This window comes from Aeromonas sp. 602200, from assembly GCF_049173895.1.
Lineage (GTDB): Bacteria > Pseudomonadota > Gammaproteobacteria > Enterobacterales > Aeromonadaceae > Aeromonas > Aeromonas veronii_A.
Genome location: NZ_JAAKSL010000002.1, coordinates 263,321 through 281,087, shown reverse-complemented (window position 1 = coordinate 281,087; position 17,767 = coordinate 263,321). Strand labels below are relative to the sequence as shown.

14 protein-coding genes are annotated in these 17,767 nt (G+C 59.5%); 7 read left to right on the top strand and 7 right to left on the bottom strand.

The window, feature by feature from the left end; translation table 11 throughout:
- Positions 1-365 precede the first annotated feature (365 nt).
- The gene (locus G5221_RS04320) at positions 366-743 is read left to right on the top strand and encodes a hypothetical protein (RefSeq protein WP_201912382.1); all 378 of its coding nucleotides are present in this window, start codon (positions 366-368) and stop codon (positions 741-743) included.
- Positions 744-1,116: 373 nt separating this feature from the next.
- On the opposite strand, the gene G5221_RS04315 is transcribed toward G5221_RS04320, so the two are convergent.
- The 3 genes from G5221_RS04315 to G5221_RS04305 form a co-directional block, all read right to left on the bottom strand.
- The gene (locus tag G5221_RS04315) at positions 1,117-1,641 is read right to left on the bottom strand and encodes a protein disulfide oxidoreductase (protein WP_421262885.1); all 525 of its coding nucleotides are present in this window, start codon (positions 1,639-1,641) and stop codon (positions 1,117-1,119) included.
- Between the two features lie 142 nt (positions 1,642-1,783).
- On the bottom strand, positions 1,784-3,826 hold the full coding sequence (locus tag G5221_RS04310; RefSeq protein ID WP_421262884.1) for a protein-disulfide reductase DsbD family protein: 2,043 nt from the start codon (positions 3,824-3,826) through the stop codon (positions 1,784-1,786).
- 50 nt (positions 3,827-3,876) lie between these two features.
- Positions 3,877-4,257, bottom strand: coding sequence for a hypothetical protein (locus tag G5221_RS04305; protein WP_288728523.1), 381 nt, complete (start codon positions 4,255-4,257; stop codon positions 3,877-3,879).
- A 616-nt stretch (positions 4,258-4,873) separates the two neighbouring features.
- Here G5221_RS04305 and G5221_RS04300 point away from each other — a divergent pair.
- Positions 4,874-8,722: an SNF2-related protein gene (locus tag G5221_RS04300; protein ID WP_421262883.1), complete on the top strand. Its 3,849-nt coding sequence runs from the start codon at positions 4,874-4,876 to the stop codon at positions 8,720-8,722.
- A gap of 154 nt (positions 8,723-8,876) precedes the next feature.
- On the opposite strand, the gene G5221_RS04295 is transcribed toward G5221_RS04300, so the two are convergent.
- A complete protein-coding gene (locus tag G5221_RS04295) occupies positions 8,877-9,770 on the bottom strand; it encodes a DNA replication terminus site-binding protein (RefSeq protein WP_216978392.1) in 894 nt (297 codons plus the stop codon).
- Between the two features lie 525 nt (positions 9,771-10,295).
- Here G5221_RS04295 and G5221_RS04290 point away from each other — a divergent pair.
- Both G5221_RS04290 and astE read left to right on the top strand, forming a co-directional pair.
- Positions 10,296-10,505 (top strand): DUF1127 domain-containing protein, encoded by a 210-nt coding sequence (locus G5221_RS04290; RefSeq protein WP_421262882.1) that lies wholly within the window; start codon positions 10,296-10,298, stop codon positions 10,503-10,505.
- 280 nt (positions 10,506-10,785) lie between these two features.
- Complete coding sequence (astE, locus tag G5221_RS04285) at positions 10,786-11,811, top strand: succinylglutamate desuccinylase (protein ID WP_069526733.1); 1,026 nt, start codon at positions 10,786-10,788, stop codon at positions 11,809-11,811.
- 160 nt (positions 11,812-11,971) lie between these two features.
- On the opposite strand, the gene G5221_RS04280 is transcribed toward astE, so the two are convergent.
- Both G5221_RS04280 and gloB read right to left on the bottom strand, forming a co-directional pair.
- Positions 11,972-13,525, bottom strand: a complete 1,554-nt coding sequence (locus G5221_RS04280) for a lytic transglycosylase (RefSeq protein WP_216978394.1) — start codon at positions 13,523-13,525, stop codon at positions 11,972-11,974.
- 70 nt (positions 13,526-13,595) lie between these two features.
- Complete coding sequence (gloB, locus tag G5221_RS04275; RefSeq protein WP_421171792.1) at positions 13,596-14,360, bottom strand: hydroxyacylglutathione hydrolase; 765 nt, start codon at positions 14,358-14,360, stop codon at positions 13,596-13,598.
- 72 nt (positions 14,361-14,432) lie between these two features.
- Between gloB and G5221_RS04270 the strand changes: the two genes are divergently transcribed.
- Positions 14,433-15,155, top strand: a complete 723-nt coding sequence (locus tag G5221_RS04270) for a methyltransferase domain-containing protein (RefSeq protein WP_005361718.1) — start codon at positions 14,433-14,435, stop codon at positions 15,153-15,155.
- On the opposite strand, the gene rnhA is transcribed toward G5221_RS04270, so the two are convergent.
- On the bottom strand, positions 15,143-15,607 hold the full coding sequence (gene rnhA, locus G5221_RS04265; protein WP_005353268.1) for a ribonuclease HI: 465 nt from the start codon (positions 15,605-15,607) through the stop codon (positions 15,143-15,145). The two genes, G5221_RS04270 and rnhA, sit on opposite strands and share 13 nt — an antisense overlap.
- A 79-nt stretch (positions 15,608-15,686) precedes the next feature.
- Between rnhA and dnaQ the strand changes: the two genes are divergently transcribed.
- Complete coding sequence (dnaQ, locus tag G5221_RS04260; protein ID WP_058055867.1) at positions 15,687-16,421, top strand: DNA polymerase III subunit epsilon; 735 nt, start codon at positions 15,687-15,689, stop codon at positions 16,419-16,421.
- A complete protein-coding gene (locus tag G5221_RS04255) occupies positions 16,418-17,680 on the top strand; it encodes a TIGR03503 family protein (protein ID WP_421262943.1) in 1,263 nt (420 codons plus the stop codon). The genes dnaQ and G5221_RS04255 overlap by 4 nt, the downstream gene beginning before the upstream one ends.
- The last annotated feature ends 87 nt before the right edge of the window (positions 17,681-17,767 follow it).

Here is a 17,767-nt window from a genome sequence, read left to right as displayed (position 1 = left end):
AATCGAATCTGGTCGTGCCAGTCAAAAAATGACGCAACTATCAGTAATGTAAGAAATTTTGCGCTGGCTCAAGAAATCGCGGAGGCAGGGAAAGGATTCCCATGGCCCTTGATTTTATTGGGGTTGGCGGGTGTGGTGGGGAAGAGGGTGGCAGGCTTGCCGCTGAGAAGGGGCTGGCGGAGGTTAATCCCGCGCGGGCAATCGGCGCTATAGTGCGGGCGATGGTTGCCCTGTGCTCCGCTCCCAAGCTGGCGAGGTGGGGGATCTGCGGTAACAATCAGCTGTTGCAATCACAGCCATTTGCAACACATCGTCATGCAAATATGACCATGCAAACACATCACCAGATAGAGAGGAGATCTCCCATGAAGCGTACCATCCTGTTCGGCCTGCTCTGCGGCAGCGTGCTGCTGGCCAATCCGGTCTTTGCCAACGACTCAGCCCAGTTGCAGTGCGAAGCGCAGGCCGCAGCCAAAAAGTTAAACGGCGCCGCCAAAACCAGCTTTGTCGGCAAGTGTGTGAAAGATGCTGCTGGCGCCGCGACCGGCGAGTGCGAGAAGGCGGCAGCCGACAAGAAGCTGGCCGGTGCGGCCAAGAACAGCTTTATCCAGAAGTGCGTGAAGACGGGCGCGGCGGTGGATCCGGCGGCCAAGTGCGAGAAGGCGGCGGCCGACAAGAAGCTGGCTGGCGCGGCCAAGAACAGCTTTGTCCAGAAATGCGTGAAGGATAGCGCCGCCAAGTAAGGCATTTTCTCATCCGGTGTGTTTGCGGGGGGCCATCAGGCCCCCGTGCTTTTTATGCGTAGTGAACGCCGTGAAGCCCAAGCGTTGTCGGGAACATTAAACTCGGTTGCTGATCTTCTATGACCGGGCTCCCTATCTGGTTTTGGACATATTATCTCCCGCTTGCTGGGCTTTGCCTTGTTCAGCGTCAACCCATGAATGGTATCCATCACGGTTCACCGCCCACGCGATCGCCGATGGATTACCACTTCCGATTTGAGCCATTAACCCGCGAGGGGGCCACCCATCACTGATAAATAGGCATCGGATGGCTGGCGATAAGCCCCTCTTCAGCGGGAAGAGGGGCCGCAATAGTGCTCCCTGGCGGGCCGAGTTAGCCGAGGCTGGCCCAGGCCAACCGCAGTTTCAGTCCCGGGCCCGAGCTCCAGCCAGTGGTGGAGCTCACCACTTTACCCTGCTTGATGATGAGGAAGCTGGGGGTGACGCTCACCTGCCAGCGGGCGGCAAGGTCGCCATGCTCATCATTGTGGGTCGGGAAGGTCAGCCCCTTCCTGGCCATCCCCTGCTGCAACTTGGCTTGGTCGCCGGAGCGCAGCGCCACTGTCAGCACGTTTTCGCCGTCTCGCCATAGCTGCTCCACTGTCGGTGTGGTAACACGGCAGACTGCGCACCAGCTGGCCCAGTAATAGATCAGCAGTGGTCTGTCCCGACTCATTGTCTGCAGGTCGGCCAGAGTGCCATCTTGCAGCAGCAGTTGAGGCAGCGGGCTTTCCTCTGGCAGCGCCGGACTGCGCCAGAGGTCCAGCGCTGTCGAGATAATCACCGCCAACAGCAGCAGCCAGAGGGCCTCCTTGCTCCAGCGGTGCAGACGGAGGATCCGGGATGATGTTGCTGTCATGACTCCCCCTTGATGACCAGTGCGTTTTTGACGTTGCCCCCGAGCGCTATATGAGGGAGATCAGCCGATTGCTGATAATTTCCCCCTTGCGCTGCGGGTATGCCCCGCTCTCCCGGCAGGGTCTGTATGAGCAGGATATATCTCATCTTGTTTCTCCTTGAACAGGGGCGTTCGCAGCGTGCTCCAGAGTGGCCAGCAGAGTTGCACGATCCAGCAGGGGAGAGAGGATCTCGCCACCCGGTAGCCCGGGGCCATAGATTTGGTTGAAAGGAATGGCCACACTGCCGCGTTGGCGCAAGAAGCCGGCGATGCTGTCTGAGGGGCGGCTCCAATCCCCGCGCAAGGCCACCACATCGGGGGCACTCAGTGCTCGTTGCACATCATCGCGCAGCAGCACGTTGAATTTGTTGGCTTTGCAGGTGATGCACCAGTCGGCGGTCACATCGACGAAGACCCGCTTGTGTTGTGCCAGGGCGTCCTGGATGGCCTGCTCCGAGAGTGGCTGCCAGTGGACGGTATCCTGTTGTGGTTTGCCCTCCATGGTGAAGGCGCCGCCGAGCAGCAGGGCGGCGACCAGCAAGCAGCCCAGCGCCAGCCCCAGGGTTACACCGCGAATACCGTGGCGCCATACGACCGCCAGCAGCAGGGCCACCAATATCAGCACCATCAGGATCACAACCCTGTTATGGCCGATATGGTTGCCAAGCAGGCTGAGCAGCCAGAGGCTGGAGCCCAGCATCATCAGGCCGAGCAGGATGCGCAGGCGCCCCATCCAGCGTCCCGGTTTTGGCAGCCAAAGCGCGAGACGGGGCAGGGCGGCGATGAGCAGCCATGGCAGGCTCATGCCAATCCCCAGTGCGGTAAAGACAAGCCAGAGTTGACCGGATGGTGCCCCGAGCGCAAAGGCGACTGCGGTGCCAAGGAAAGGGGCGGAGCAGGGTGTTGCCAGCAGAGTGGCAAAGCAGCCCTGCAGAAAGTGACCGGCCATGCCGTTGCCACCCGCGGTTGCCAGGCGGGTGTTGACATTGCTCGATAACCTGATCTCGAACAGCCCCAGCAGGTTGGCACAGAACAGCAAGGTCACCACGACCATGAAGCCGATAAACCAGACGCTCTGGAACTGGATACCCCAGCCGACGGCCCCCTGGGTGGCGCGCAGCAGGGTGCTCATCAGTGCCAGCGCCCAAAAGGAGACCAGGATACCAGCGCTTGCCGCCAGGAACTGCAAGCGAACCGGGCGACGCTCACGGGTCTCCAGCTGCAGTACTGATCCCAGCTTGAGGGCCAGCACCGGCAACACACAGGGCATCAGGTTGAGAATAAGCCCCCCAAGCAGTGCAGCCCCCAGGATCCAGCGCAGCGAGTGGCCACCAGCGGGTAGTGGCAGGGGATCACCTATGGTGACCTGGCTCTGCCAGGCTTCGTCACCGTTGACCAGTACCACGCCCAGTTGCTGATGACGGATATCCGGTGCATCCCCTTGCCAGCCATCGCTGACCGGAATGCGGGCAATCAGGGTATTGCCCTGCACCTCCAGGCTGGGCTCGCCAAACTCGACCCCTTCCAGCTGCTGGAGGAAAATCTGCGGAGCCCGCCACCCCTCTTGCTGCTTAGCGCTCAGCTGTAGCCGGTTTTGCTGGTAGCCGGCCTGGAGGTTGACGCTCTTGGGCATGGCTTGAGGCAGCTTGCTCATCGCCTGTGCATAGGCAAGGTCGAATCCGTCCGGTGCCGTACCATCCAGAGCAAGGGCAAAAGGGTAGTCGGTCAGGATGCAGACGTTGCTGCAGGTTGAAAGGCGTAACGTGCCGGTCAGCGCCTTGCGGTTGCCATGGCCAAGGCTGATGGGAAAGGTAACGGCCTGCTGATACCCCTGGGTCGACATGCCGCTGACCGCGAATCGCTCTGGCACTGGCCAGTGCCATTGTTGAGTGAGTTGGGGATCATCCCAGAGAATTTCAGGGGCAATTCCCCCTTCACCCGGGTTTTGCCAATAGGTTTTCCAGCCGGACTCGAGTGCCAGACTGAGCAGCATCCGGGGCTGTGCCGGATCCCGGCTATCTGCTTGCAGCCGGATTTGTGCGTGATCGTTGCGGGGGCTGGTGAGCCAGCCGGTATCGCTGGCCAATCCGATGGATTGCCACAGCAGGCTGCCCAGCAAGAGGGCAGTCTTGAAGATGTTTGACATGGTGTTGTCTCTTGAAAATGAAAGTCAGGGTTGTTTAAGCCGCGACTGACTCATTCTCGCCAGACACAAAGGGTGAGATGAAGCCGCCGTTCTGGCGGGGAGATATTTCTGGGTGGGGGGAGGGGGGGCGAGCAACGGGGCAGTGGTGCCAGCAGGGCGATCAGGAATGCGATGGCAAAGAAGATCTGTTCGGCGCATTGCAGGCTGGCGGCACTGAGCCACTTGCCGTTGAGCTGGCAACTGCCGGGTTGCGGCGTTGCGGCGCGGCCATCCTCATCGACATCGATGGCGGAGGATGGGGCGGTCAGCATATGGCAGCCCGCGGCTATCTCCAGCTGAGCCAGCCTGGTCAGTGGCTGTAGTGCACAATTGAGCAGCAGAATGCAGACCAGCAGCAGGAGTCTTGTCGCCACGCGTTGTCGCAAAATCATGTTGCTCCTGCCTTCTTGGAATGGGGCACATCCTATCGATCAATGACAGCCCGGGCAAGCCGGTCGGATGGAACCCCGTTTCTTGCAACCGGTGAGTTGCCACGCAGCCCTCGTAACTTGCCGAGAACCGAGCGTGCTGGCCAGATCAGTCTGCCAATGCTCCGGACAAGGGCAATCGCTCAGCTACCAACAGTCAGTGATGTTCCGCGCATGCAGGCAGTCAGTGTAAAGAGAACCCGTCGAGTACTGAATGGACATTGGGATATGGGGATCCATGCCGAGACGAGAGAAAGGCCAGGCTGAAGATGGTTCATTTGGCGCAAAATAATCTCTTTTGGTCGCCAAATATTGAAAGCGTTTTCAGAAATCATTTTCAATTGTGATCCGCTTCAAAGCTTTTTAATACGTCAACCTCTAGCATTGGCCCCACGAATTAGGGGCTAGCGCTCCCGATTTTCCCGCTGTGGGAGGTAACCGGATGATCCGGCTATTTCCTTCGTTACTTTCGACGGTCATCACGGATGGCCGTTTTTTTTTGAGTTATTTCACGGTAAAGGGTCGAGTGGCTGACGCTTTCCCGTTAAAATTCCGCTTTTGCATCTGCCCGTGAGTCTTGATGTCTGCCTCCACCCTCTCCCCGGATAGTTATCTGCTGCTCAGTGCCTTGCAACTGCAGCGTGTCGCCAGTACCCGTCTGTTACAAGATACGCTGGGGGCGGGCCATGAGCTCGCCAGCCACCTGACCCGGCTCCATGACGCCGGCCTTGTCAGATTGCGCGGGGAGCAGCAGTGGAGCCTGACTGCAGAGGGGACGCTGGCGCTGATCCTGGGGGTGCGGGCTGGGCTTTGTGCTGCCCCTGACTGGAGCCGGGTCTCCTCGGTGACCGGCCAGGATCTGGTGCACGGGCTGGTGCGCGAGCTTTGCAGGGGCAAGGCGGGCGAGATCCCGGCTTTCTTCTCTCCCGGTGATCTGCTCACACTGCTCGATACCGCAGATGCCCATCTGCTGCTGGCGGGTTCCAGCCCCGCCTGGCAGCAACTGTTGCTGGAGCACTTCTCGCTGCAGCTGCTGCTCGATGCCCCTTATGAAGAGCGCTGGCCGCTGGCCAATGCGCTAGTGCGCTGTGCCCCCGAGGTGCAGGCGCAAGGTAAGGCGTTTGAGGCGGAGTGGCGCTGGCTCTGTGGGGATGGCGAAAGCACCGATTCCAGCCTGTTGTGGCCTGCCCTGCAGGCGGTTGCCTCGCAGGGGGAGTGTGGCCCGCTGGGTGAGCGGTTGCTCACGGCTCTGGGCCAGTGGCAGGCCGAGGGTCATGAGGGGCAGTGGCCGCGTGCCTTCAGTGCTTTGCTCTGGCTCGGCTGGTTGCAGCAGGCAGACCCCGTCATTGCCAGCGAGCAGCGCAAGAAGTGGCAGCGCAGCCTTGGCGGACAATTTCCGCTGCTGGCCGATCTGCTCAGCCAGTGGGCCGGTGAGCGGCATGGGCAGGCGGTCGGGCTGTTCGATACCCTGCAACTGCCTGTGGAGGAGCTCCACTGGGGCTATCTCTGGCTCGATCTCTGTGCGCTGGCCCGTCACGGTGCCCAGAGCCCGCAGGTGGCCATGTTGCACAAGTGGGACCTCTCCCATCTGCTCGATGCCGAGCCTCATCATCGCTTGATGGCGTTTTGTCAGGATCTGCTGCGCATCTTGTTGGGCGAGGCGGCCAAAGGGGCGCCCTTGTGCCAACTACGCGGCAGTGAGGAGAGTGCGCAAGAGGGCAGTGACGAGCAGGATGATGACGGGGACGTGGATAAAACCGCGGCCTCTGCCAGCTGGCTCAACTGGTTGCAGGGGCTGGGCCGCGCCAGTGGCTTACGCAAGCCGCAGGAGCGGCTGGTGTGGCTGCTCCATGCCGAGGGCCCCGAGCTGGAGTGCAAGATCCAGAAGCTGAGTACCAAGGGGGAGTGGACCGCCGGTCGCCGGGTCGATCCGACCCTGCTCTCTACCCAGTATGCCGCCATGCTCGACGAGCATGACTGGGCACTGGTTCGCACCCTGCCACGGGTGATGGGACGGCTGCCGCGGGATGTCTGGGCGCCGCTGGCCGATCACCCCCGCTTGTTCAACGCCAAGGGGCAGAAGCTGCAACTGGCCATCAGCGCCCCCCTGCTGCAGGTGGTGGCCACCGAACAGGGGATGAGTGCGCAGCTCTGCCCCGATGCGGCCGCTCGCGGGGCCCATATCATGCCGCTGGCGCAGGATCTGTGGCAGCTGATCCTCACCCCGCAGCCGCTGCTCGACCGCTTGCCTGCGCTCGAATCCATCCCGCTGCTGCCCGCCGAGGGGATGAGCGAGTTGCAGCGCACTCTGGACGGGATCGCCGATCTGCCTTGGCACAGCCAGGTTGAGGGATTGCACGGCAATGCCGAACTGGCCCCCTGGCCGGGCATTCCTTCGGTGCAGCTCGATTGGCAGGATGGCCAGCTGGCGGTCAAGCTGGTGACTCGTTTTGACGAGTTGCCTCCCCAGCCTCTGGGCAAGGGGGAGAGCATCATCCGTCAAGGGATCAAGGGTAACCACTATTGGCAGCGCGATCTCGCCGCCGAGAAGGGGCAGGCCCAACTGCTGCGCAATCAGCTTCCCATCGATCTGCCCGGCAGCGAGTGGCGCCTTGAAGGAGAGCAGGCACTGGCATTGGTCAATGCCCTGCCGGAGCTGGTGGATGCCGGTGTGGTCATTCACTGGCATCAGGACAGCGCCCGCCTCAAGAGCCTTGATGAAGCGGCACTAAGCCTGCGCATTGAGCGGCGGCAGGACTGGTTCCAGGTCGAAGGGGTACTGGCGCTCGATGAGCACCAGATCCTCGACCTGCGCCTTATTCTGCGCCAGATGACCCCGGGGCAGCGCACCGTTCAGCTCGACGAGAAGACCAGTCTGATGCTGAGCGACAAGCTGGTGGAACGACTCACCATGCTGGGGGCCATGCTCGATGAAGAGCAGCGGATCAACAACAAGCTGGCCTATCCGCTCACTCGCCTGCTCTCGGTCATTACCACCGAAGGGGATGCGGCGTGGCAATCCCTGCAGCAGGAGTGGCAGCAGGAGGTCGATTGCCCGGACGAGCTGCTCACCGCGCTGCGGGATTACCAGAAGGAGGGGGTTCGCTGGATGGCGACCCTTGCCCATCACGGTTTTGGTGCCTGTCTGGCCGATGACATGGGTCTGGGCAAGACGCTGCAGGCGCTTATCGTGCTGCGGATGCGCCAGCACCTTGGCCCTGCGCTGGTGGTGGTGCCCAAGTCAGTGGTCACCAACTGGCAGGAGGAGGTGGTCCGTTTCGCCCCCGAGCTGGATGTGGTGGTGTTCGAGAACCCGGCCGAGCGGGAGGGGATCATTCGTGAGGCCAAAGCGGGGCAGGTGATCCTCATCAACTACGGCATGCTCGGCAGCCTGGCGGAGGCGCTCAAGGCGCGCCGCTGGTCCTCCATGGTGCTCGATGAGGCGCAGCAGATCAAAAACGCCGGTACCCAGCGCGCCAAGCTGTTGTTCCAGCTCGACGGCGATTTTCGCCTCGCCCTCTCCGGCACCCCCATCGAGAACCATCTGGGGGAGCTGTGGAGCCTCTTCACCTTTATCAACCCGGGGCTGCTCGGCAGCCTTGGTGAGTTCAAGCGTCGCTTTGGCAAGGCGGTCAAGGATCCCCAGCACATGGCCTTGCTGCGGGCGGTGATCAGCCCCTTTATCCTGCGCCGTCTCAAGCAGCAGGTGCTGACCGAGCTGCCGGACAAGACCGAGATCATCCACCACATCAGCCTCTCCCCCGAAGAGCGTCAGCTCTACGAGGCGACCCGGCGGGAAGTGGTGCAGCAGGTGCAAAGCGCAGATGGTCGCGCCCTGATGCACGTGCTGAGTGGCCTGACCCGGCTGCGCCGTCTCTGCTGCTCGCCGGAGCTGGTGATGCCCGAGTGGTCGCAAACCAGCAGCAAGCTTGATGAGGCGATGGCCCTGCTGGAAGAGGCGATCGACGGTGGTCATCGGGTGCTGGTGTTCAGCCAGTTCGTCGACCTGCTGAGTCTGTTGCGGGCCCGCATCGAGCAGAAATCTTGGGATTATTGTTATCTGGATGGCGGCTGTTCGGCCAAGGCGCGGCAGGACTCCATCCTGCGTTTTCGCCACGAGGAGGTGCCGCTGTTCCTCATCAGCCTCAAGGCGGGGGGCACCGGCCTCAACCTCACCCAAGCCGATACCGTGCTGCACCTCGATCCCTGGTGGAACCCGGCGGTGGAAGATCAGGCGAGCGATCGGGCGCACCGGATGGGCCAGACCCAGCCGGTGACCGTGTATCGGCTGGTGTGCGAGCAGACGGTGGAGGAGAAGATCGTCGCCCTGCACGACGAGAAGCGGGCGCTGGCCGATGGCCTGCTGAGCGGCCAGTCCGAGGTGCGCGGGCTAGATGTGGAGAGCTTGCGGGCCCTGCTGATGGGCTGATTGGCGACGCCACCTTTCATACCTCCTATCGATACAGAAAAGGGAGAACATCCAGAGATGTTCTCCCTTTTCTTATTTGGGATACAGATGCGGGATACTCGTTTATCGCGGAAAGGCGGCCCGGTTATCCCAGATCCAGCTATCCCAGATCCAGTCACCCCTGATAGAGATAGAGGTGCAGCCGCTCGATGATGGGCTCGCCGCCAATTTTGCGATCTCGCCGCGCCTGCCGGCTCTTGGGAGGATAGTTGCCCAGATGGGTGACTGCAGGCGGGGTATCGGAGCAGAGCAGCAGAGGCAGGCTCGCCTTGATCTGCTGCTTGCGCGGGGTGCGCTCCAGCCAGAGCAGGTTGATCATCGGGTGAGTCTTGACCGGGCGGCGGATCCGCAGCTCGGCATCGGCGGGCAGACGGCGAATGTCGTACACCTCCTGATCCACCATCTTGCTCCACTCCTCGTTGTTGGAGAGGGCCGGTATGTAGCGGCGGCTGCGCTCCAGCATCTCAAGCACCTGCTCGCGACTGAGGCGATTGATGGTCTGCTTGTCAGCCCAGGTAAAGCCAAGGGATTGCAGCTCCCCCGCCAACAGGGTCAGTTTGCGGTAGACCTGCAGAGTGATCACGCCGGGCAGGGCGGTATGTACCAGCTCGAACTTCTCGTCCCGTCCCCCCGCCTGTTGCACCAGCCCCTTGAAATCGAGCTTGCGCTGATTGATCTCCTCAACCAGAGGCTGGATCAGCGGAGCGGCGGCGGCAGGAAAGCGCAACCAGCCGGGCAGCCGATGAGTTGCCTTGGTGGAGCAGCCGGGGCGGGCGCTGTGGTCCCGATAAGCGGCGAGGGTGGCCGCCAGCGCGGCTTCACCGTTGAGATAGCCCACCTCAATTTGCTCGATCGGGTCGTGTTCTTCCCCCTGTGGCACCGGGGGGAGGGGATAGACATGGGCCTCCTGCAGCTCGAGTTGGCCAAGCAGATCGGCCAGCTGGTTGAGAGAGGCTTCAATGGCGGCCATCTGTTGACGCAGGGCGGCGGTCGGGGTAAAGGTATCCATCGATGATCCTGTGGTCTGACCCGCTGTTGACGACACCAGGTATGACATCGCTGCGGGTAGCAAAACTACTGTATAAATAAACATACCAGCATGCGGTTAGAGTGCCAAGAGGCACTTTGAGGAGGGGGCAATGTGCGCCTCTGAATGGGGATGCGGTGCTGGTTTTATTTATGTTTCATTGTGTTAAATAAGGGTCATCACAAGATCATTAAATTAACAATTTCGTGTAACTCCGCTGTTGCCAGTTGTTCACACCTTGTCCATCCCTGCATATGTAAAGCAGTAAAATGCATATATAGATGGGTGCCATGCAGCACAATATGCTGCGGGCCGTTGATGGTCGAATGGTGATTTAATTATTCTTTATAAATCAAACAATTAAAATTGTATCAGTCAGCTTTTTACTATTAGTTTTCCTAATGTAACGTATCAAAATTCGTCAATTGAGTCGGCCCTGCTCCCTGACTAAGCTTTGCGCATCAAATAAAGCCCAGTGCGTAAACAAATATTCAGAGGAGCCACATCATGGCCAACATGACTTATACCGAAACCGGTTACCAGCCTTCCAGCCAATTGAATCTGGTTGCTCGCGTTAAAATGACCGCTCTGACCTGGCTGGAGCGCAGCCGCAGCCGTCGCCAGCTCTCCGAGCTGCCCGAGTACCTGCTCAAAGACATCGGCCTGAACGAAGCTGACCGTTATCAAGAGACCACCAAGCCGTTCTGGCGTGGTTAATCAACCGGGCATGGATGCCTTGTTTTTCTGCTGAGTCGTTTGCTGTTCTGCCCCGTGGCGCCCAGCCGCCAGGTCTGTTGTCTGTTTTATCTCCCCCCCGCTTTACGTTGATCCTTTTTCCTCTCCTCTTTATTCCACATCGCTACTGTCATTGCTGTCATCGTTAGATTGTTATCACACTTGTATCGTTAATGTTTGAATTTGTTTAAAAAACGATTTTAAGCCGCGATGCCTTGCGTATAATCCGGCCATAGTATTCCAGAGCGAGAGGGTGAGACGGATGATTCCCCAGCACGATTTTTTGGCCTTGACCCGCAGCCATGAGTGGCAGCTTGAGCCCTTTGAATTTGCCCTGCCCGATGGTGCGCGGGTCAGTGTCTGGGATACCGGCGTGCTCTGTCTGGAGCCTGCCAGTGGCGCGGGCGGCCAGCCGGGAGGGCGCAAGGATATCGTCCTCTCCTGCGGTATTCACGGCAACGAGACCGCTCCCATCGAGATCTGCAACCAGCTGCTGAGTCGTCTGCTCTCTGGCGAGCTGAGCGCCCGCCATCGGGTGCTGTTCCTGTTTGGCAATCCGGCGGCGATGAATCTGGGGCTGCGGGAGGTGGAGGAGAACATGAACCGGCTCTTCTCCGGTGCTCACAGCAAGGGGGAGGGGCTCTGCAATCGGGAGCGGATCCGTGCCATGCGTCTCGAGCAGTATGTGAGCCGCTTCTTTGCCGATCCGGCTCGTCCCCGTTACCACTACGATCTGCACACCGCCATTCGCGGTTCGCGCCACGAGAAGTTTGCCGTCTACCCCTTCCCCCACGAGCGGCCTCACTGCCGCGAGCAGGTGCAGTTCCTCGGCGCCTGCGGGGTGCGTACTATTCTGCTCTCCGCCAGCCCGACCACGACCTTCAGCTACTACAGCTCCCGCCAGCATGGTGCCCACGCCTTTACGGTGGAGCTGGGCAAGGTGCGCCCGTTTGGCGAGAACGACATGACCCGCTTTATCGAAACCCGGCAGGCGCTGCAGGAGCTGGTCACTCAGGATGAGGTGGCACTGGAGCCGTGGCGGGCGGATGATTTCACCCTGTTTGCCATCGATCGGGTGATCACCAAAAAATCGGCGGACTTTCGCTTCCTGTTCGCCAGCGATGTCGACAACTTCACCGAATTCCCCCAAGGGTTCGTGCTGGCCGAGGATGGCGAGCTGCGCTACACGGTCGAGAAGCCGCGTGAGGCGGTGGTCTTCCCCAATGCCAATGTGGCGATCGGTCAGCGCACCGTGCTGATGGTGGTGCCGACAAGGCTCTGGGAATAGCTGTGATAGTTTTGCCTGCAGAGCGGTGATGCATCCGCAGGCGGCGCCAAGCCATTGTTTTAGTCGGCGGCTTAGACACAGCAGCGGTTAGCCGCAGTAATAAAAAACGGGGCCAGTCAGATGACTGGCCCCGTTTTTTATCGGGTTCACGCGGTGAGGCTTAGCTGTTGTTCTTCACAAACAGGGTCAGCTCCTGACCGGGTTTGAGGTAATCCCCTTTATCCAGCTGGTTCCAACGCATCACATCGTTGATAGCCACCTGGAAGCGAGCCGCGATGGAGGAGATGGAGTCGCCACGGCGAACCTGATACACCATCGATTTGTCGCTCTTCTTCCCTTGCTTGGGATAGACCACCAGCTTCATGCCTGGCTTGAGCGCCGACTTGGCATTCAGACCGTTCCACTTGGCGAGCTCTTCGTGGGAGACGCCGTGCGCCTGGCTGATGCTCCACAGGTTGTCACCCGAGCGCACCTTGTAACTGACCTTGGCCTTCTGGCTGCTGCCACGGCTTGCCAGCTGCTGCGGTTTGCTGGCGGAGCTGGCCTTGCTGCTGACCTGACCATGGGTCGGGATCACCAGTTGTTGACCGCGACGCAGGTTGTTGCTGCGCAGATTGTTGGCCAGTTTCAGCTCGCTCACGCTGACGCCGTGATTCTGGGCGATGCGCGACAGAGTATCGCCACTGGTGACCTGATAGGAGCGGGTACGAATACGCTCGCTCTTGGGCAGATCGGCCAGTGCCAGCTCCAGGGTATCGGCATACTCCACCGGTACCAGCAGGCGGTAAGGGCCACGGGGCGACATCACGCCACGGCTCAGGGCCGGATTGACCTCCTTGAGCTGTGACGTGCGCAGACCGGCCAGTTGGGCGGCCACATTCAGATCGATCTGGCTGCCAGTCTCAACCACACGCAGCTTCGGCTCGTTGGCGAGCACCGGCAACTGGATATTGTACTTGTCCGCATTGCTGATCATGTCAGCCATGGCGAGGATCTTGGGCACATACATCCGGGTTTCGCGCGGCAGATCGAGCGACCAGTAGTCGGTCGGCTTGCCTGCGCGCTGATTACGCTGGATGGCGTTGCGCACCCGGCCTTCACCGGCATTGTAGGCGGCCAGCGTTTGCAGCCAGTCACCGTCAAAGAAGCGGTTCAGGTACTCCAGATAGTCGAGCGCCGCATTGGTGGAGGCCAGCACATCGCGCCGTCCATCATACCAGTTGTCGTGGCGCAGACCGAAGTTTCTGCCTGTCGCTGGCACAAACTGCCAGAGTCCGACGGCATTGCTGCGGGATCGGGCATGAGGATCAAACATGCTCTCGATCATCGGGACAGTAATAAGCTCCATTGGCAGCTCACGCCGTTCAATCTCCTCTACCATCAGATAGAGGTAGGGTTCAGCCCGGCTGGCAATGGTCGCCAGATGCTTATCATTGCGCAACAGCCACTCACGTTGCTGGCGGATGCGCGGGTTGTCCGGAGTTTCCAGTTGCATATCATCGCTGATACGCACCCACAGATTGTCCGTCTCTTCCATTTCATCTAGTTGTTCATCGCCAAACAGGAAATGGGAAGAGTGTTTTTTATGCGCTTTTTTCTTGACCTGGGGGGACTTGATCGGCTCGATTGCCGTTAGCGCCCGGTCATCCTGATGGCTCAGGTTTTGGCAGCCGCTGAGCAACAGCGCTGCCAATAAGGCCGTTCGTACCTTCATCTCGTTCCGGTCATTTTTGGGAAAAACAGCCCGCATCATAAGGGGCAATGGCCCCCTGATCAAGGTTTGTTCAAAAAACGTCCTTCCACTGACGCAAGATGGTGAAGGTATCTACCGGATTTTCCACGCATTTTAGCCCCTTCTTTTCAGCAGAAAATTTTACCGAATCGAGCTCGCAGCGCAGAAAAACATTAAACTTGCGTTCATCCTCCAGCCGGGTGGGCAGGCTTGGCAGCCCTTGTTGCCGCAGTTTGCTGATCAGTCCGATCTGATCACGGATCGCCGGATTGTCCGGTTCAACTGCATAGGCAAAGCGCAGGTTGGAGAGTGTGTACTCATGGGCGCAGTAGATCAGGGTCTCGTCGGGCAGGGCGGCAAGGCGCTGTAACGAGTGGTACATCTGTTCCGGCGTCCCTTCAAACAGGCGGCCACAACCGGCCGAGAAGAGGGTATCGCCACAAAACAGCATGCCGTTACCATAGTAAGCGATATGGCCACGGGTGTGCCCGGGCACATGGATTACCTCGAGGGCGAGGCCGTGCCAGTTGATCTGATCACCATCTTCGAGCCACTGGCCATGATGATCCGGCATAGGGTCAAGTTTGGGGCCATAGAGCCGGGCGTGGGGGAAGTGGGCAAGCAGGTCGGTGACGCCCCCGACATGGTCGTGATGGTGATGGGTCAGCAGGATGGCATCGAGCACCAGCCCCAATGCCTCGAGCCGCTCCAGCACGGGTGCGGCATCGCCCGGATCGACCACCAGACAGTGATTTTCGTGGCGGATCAACCAGATGTAGTTGTCATTAAAGGCTGGAACTGTGATCACTGGATACATGAGTCTGCTTCTCTTTAGGGAGGGTATCTTATATAACAGGATGGCGTTCGAAACCCCGAGTTGAGCCCTATTATGCAGGTGGCACGTACCGAACAACAAATCGAGATCCCGACCAGCTGGTCTGCATTGCCTATGGGGGACTGGGTGGCGGCCGAGATCCAGGATCGGCTCGACAACTGGTGCCCCAATCTGTTTGGGTATCATCTGCTGAAAATTGGCGCCCTGAGCGCTGAACTCTCCTGCAAACGCTCCTCCATTCGCCACCAGATCGGGGTTGCCCCCGGTGGGCGGCTGCTCGACATGTATGGCGACCCCCTCGATCTACCGGTACGGACCGGCAGCGTCGATGCCTGCCTGCTGGCCCACTGCCTTGATTTCTCCGCCGATCCCCACCAAGTGTTGCGCGAAGCCGAAAGAGTGTTGACCGACGATGGCTGGCTGATCATCAGTGGCTATAACCCCATGAGTCTGGTCGGGATCGGTCACTGTGTGCCGTTCTTGCGGCGCAGAATGCCCTGGTCGGCACGGATGTTCACCCCTGGGCGGGTGACGGACTGGTTGCATCTATTGGGATGCGAGGTGATGTTCGACGAGCGCTTTGGTTATTCGTTTATGGGAAAACAGAGTTGGCACAGTTGGTGGCGAGAGAGTATCGGGCGGGATTATTGCAGGGCATTTGCATCGGTATACGTGATTGCGGCCCGTAAACGGCGCTTTCCACTGATCCCGGTGCGGCGGCGCTGGCAACTGCCAAAGTCCCTCGCCACACCGGGAATGGCCCGTCAGGGCTGGTAGCCGGTATCCTCGGCCAGATCCTTGCCGCAGGCGGCCTCTCTGGCCAGCTCGTCACACCGTTCGTTCTCCGGGTGGCCGGAGTGACCCTTCACCCAGAGCCACTCAATCTGGTGGCGACCCACTTCTGCATCCAGCTCCTTCCAGAGATCGACGTTTTTGACCGGTTGCCGGTTGGCTGTCATCCACCCTTTCTTCTTCCAGCCGATGATCCACTGGGTGATCCCCTGGCGGACATACTGGCTGTCGGTGGTGAGGCGCACCTTGCACGGTTCGTTGAGGGTGCGCAGCCCCATGATGGCGGCCATCAGCTCCATCCGGTTATTAGTGGTCAACTTGAATCCGGCGGAAATCTCTTTGCGGTGCTTGCCGTAGACCATCACGGCCCCGTAACCACCCGGGCCCGGATTGCCGAGGCAGGAGCCGTCGGTATAGACATCAATCTGTTTTAACATGAGCAATCAATCTGTTTTAACATGAGGCTTGGGGTAAACTAGCGAGTAAGTAAAGCCGAAGTTTGACATAGATTGGATCATGAACACACCCCAACTGAATCGCCAGATCATTCTGGATACTGAAACCACAGGTATGAATACGGCGGGCGGCCCTGTCTATCTGGGGCACCGCATTATCGAAATCGGCTGTGTGGAGGTGATCAACCGCAAGCTGACCGGTAACCACTATCACGTCTATATCAAGCCTGATCGTCTGGTTGACCCGGAAGCGATCCAGGTACACGGTATCACCGACGAGTTCCTGCGTGACAAACCGTCGTTCAGCCAGATTGCCGATGAATTCCTCGACTTCATCCGCGGCGCCGAACTGATTGCCCACAACGCACCGTTTGACGTGAGCTTCATGGACTACGAGTTCAGCAAGCTCGGACTCAACTTCAAGACGGCGGATATCTGCACCATCACAGATACCCTGGCGATGGCGCGGGATCTCTTCCCCGGCAAGCGCAACAACCTAGATGTGCTGTGCGATCGTTACGGTATCGACAACTCCCACCGTACCCTGCACGGGGCTCTGCTCGATGCGGAGATCCTGGCGGACGTCTACCTGCTGATGACCGGCGGCCAGACCAAACTCAATCTGGCCACCGAGAGCAACGAAAACGAAAGCAATCAGGACACCAGTATTCGCCGGTTGGAGAGCAACCGACCCGCCCTCAAGGTGGTGCGTGCCAGTGCCGAGGTTCAGGCCCTGCACGAAGCGAGACTGGATCTGGTACAGAAGAAGGGAGGAAGTTGTCTGTGGCGGCAATGAGGAAGTGGTGTGCCGGTCTGCTGTTGTTGTTCTCGCTAGGGGCGACGGCGACCGAGGTATTTGCCCCTTCCGATATTCCGCTGCTGGATAACCGCTTTCGCATCGATTACGGCGTGAAGGAGATCACCTTCATCATCAAGCGCAAGCCGGGCACCCCGTCCGTGATCCTAGTTCGCCCCGATGGCAGCAAGCTTTACGTGGGCAAGGTCAAACCTGCCGATGTGGGTTGGCTGGCGCTGCCAGAGCATGATCTCATTACCCTGCGCAATCCCATGCCGGGCCCCTGGCAGGCGATTGGCGAGGTGGATCCCGACAACCGGGTGCGCATTCTCTCCGATATCCGGCTCGATATCGCCGCCCTGCCGATGCAGCTCTATCAGGGGGAGGTGGTCAAGCTCAAGGCGTGGTTGCTGATCAATGGCCAGCCGCCGCAAGATAAATACTACCTCTCTGATCTGGGGATGACGGTCAAGCTGCAATCTTTTAGTGACGCAGATAAGAAAGAAGTCGTCCTAGATCAGGTGCTTGGCCACTATCGCGACGATGGCAAGGGGCTGGACGAAGTGCCGGGTGACGGCATCATGACGGCGGAAGTGACACTACAGGATATTCCCGCCGGCAAATACCGCGCCATGTTCAGCACAGGTAATCAGGTGTTTGTCCGAGCCCGCTATCAGGATGTGCTGCTCTATCCTTATCCGTTCAGCTATAACCTGACACCCCCTTCGGAAGAGCTGGGCGCCAAATTGTCGCTGCTGATCGATCGTGATGAACTGGATCCGGCCTCTGTCGCGATCAAGGGGAGTGTCACCAGCAATGTGGGTGGCCTCTACGAGTTTAGCGAGACGGCCAGTGAGCCCAAGCTTGATATCGATCTCTCTGCCATCAAGGAGGTCGGTCAGCATGAGGTGAAAGCGACCCTTTATGGCACCACTCGTCTGGGGCGCGAGCTGAAGATCGAGTTGCCGGTGAAAACCTTCAATATCTTTCCGCCCCCTCCGCCTCCCGCAGAGGTGGCATCAGCAGCCGCTCAGGCCTCCAGCGCCGAGTCTACCGAAGAGCAGCCTGAAGAGGGAATGGGGTGGCTACTTTGGGTTCTGGTTGGGGGTGGGGTACTACTGGTGTTGCTGGGAGGCGCAGGTTTTGTGGTGATGCAAAAACGGCGTGCTTTTAAACGTGCGCTAGCAGCAGCTCAGGCTGAAAATCAACAAAACGGCCAACCGGCAGCCAAGCTGGATCTCAATTTGCCAGAGCAGTAGCCCAGACTCGGGAAAAACGATACACCAGAGAGAAGAAACCGCCCTCGATAAGCAGGGCGGTTTTTTAGCTCGAACCCTTAGGATAAG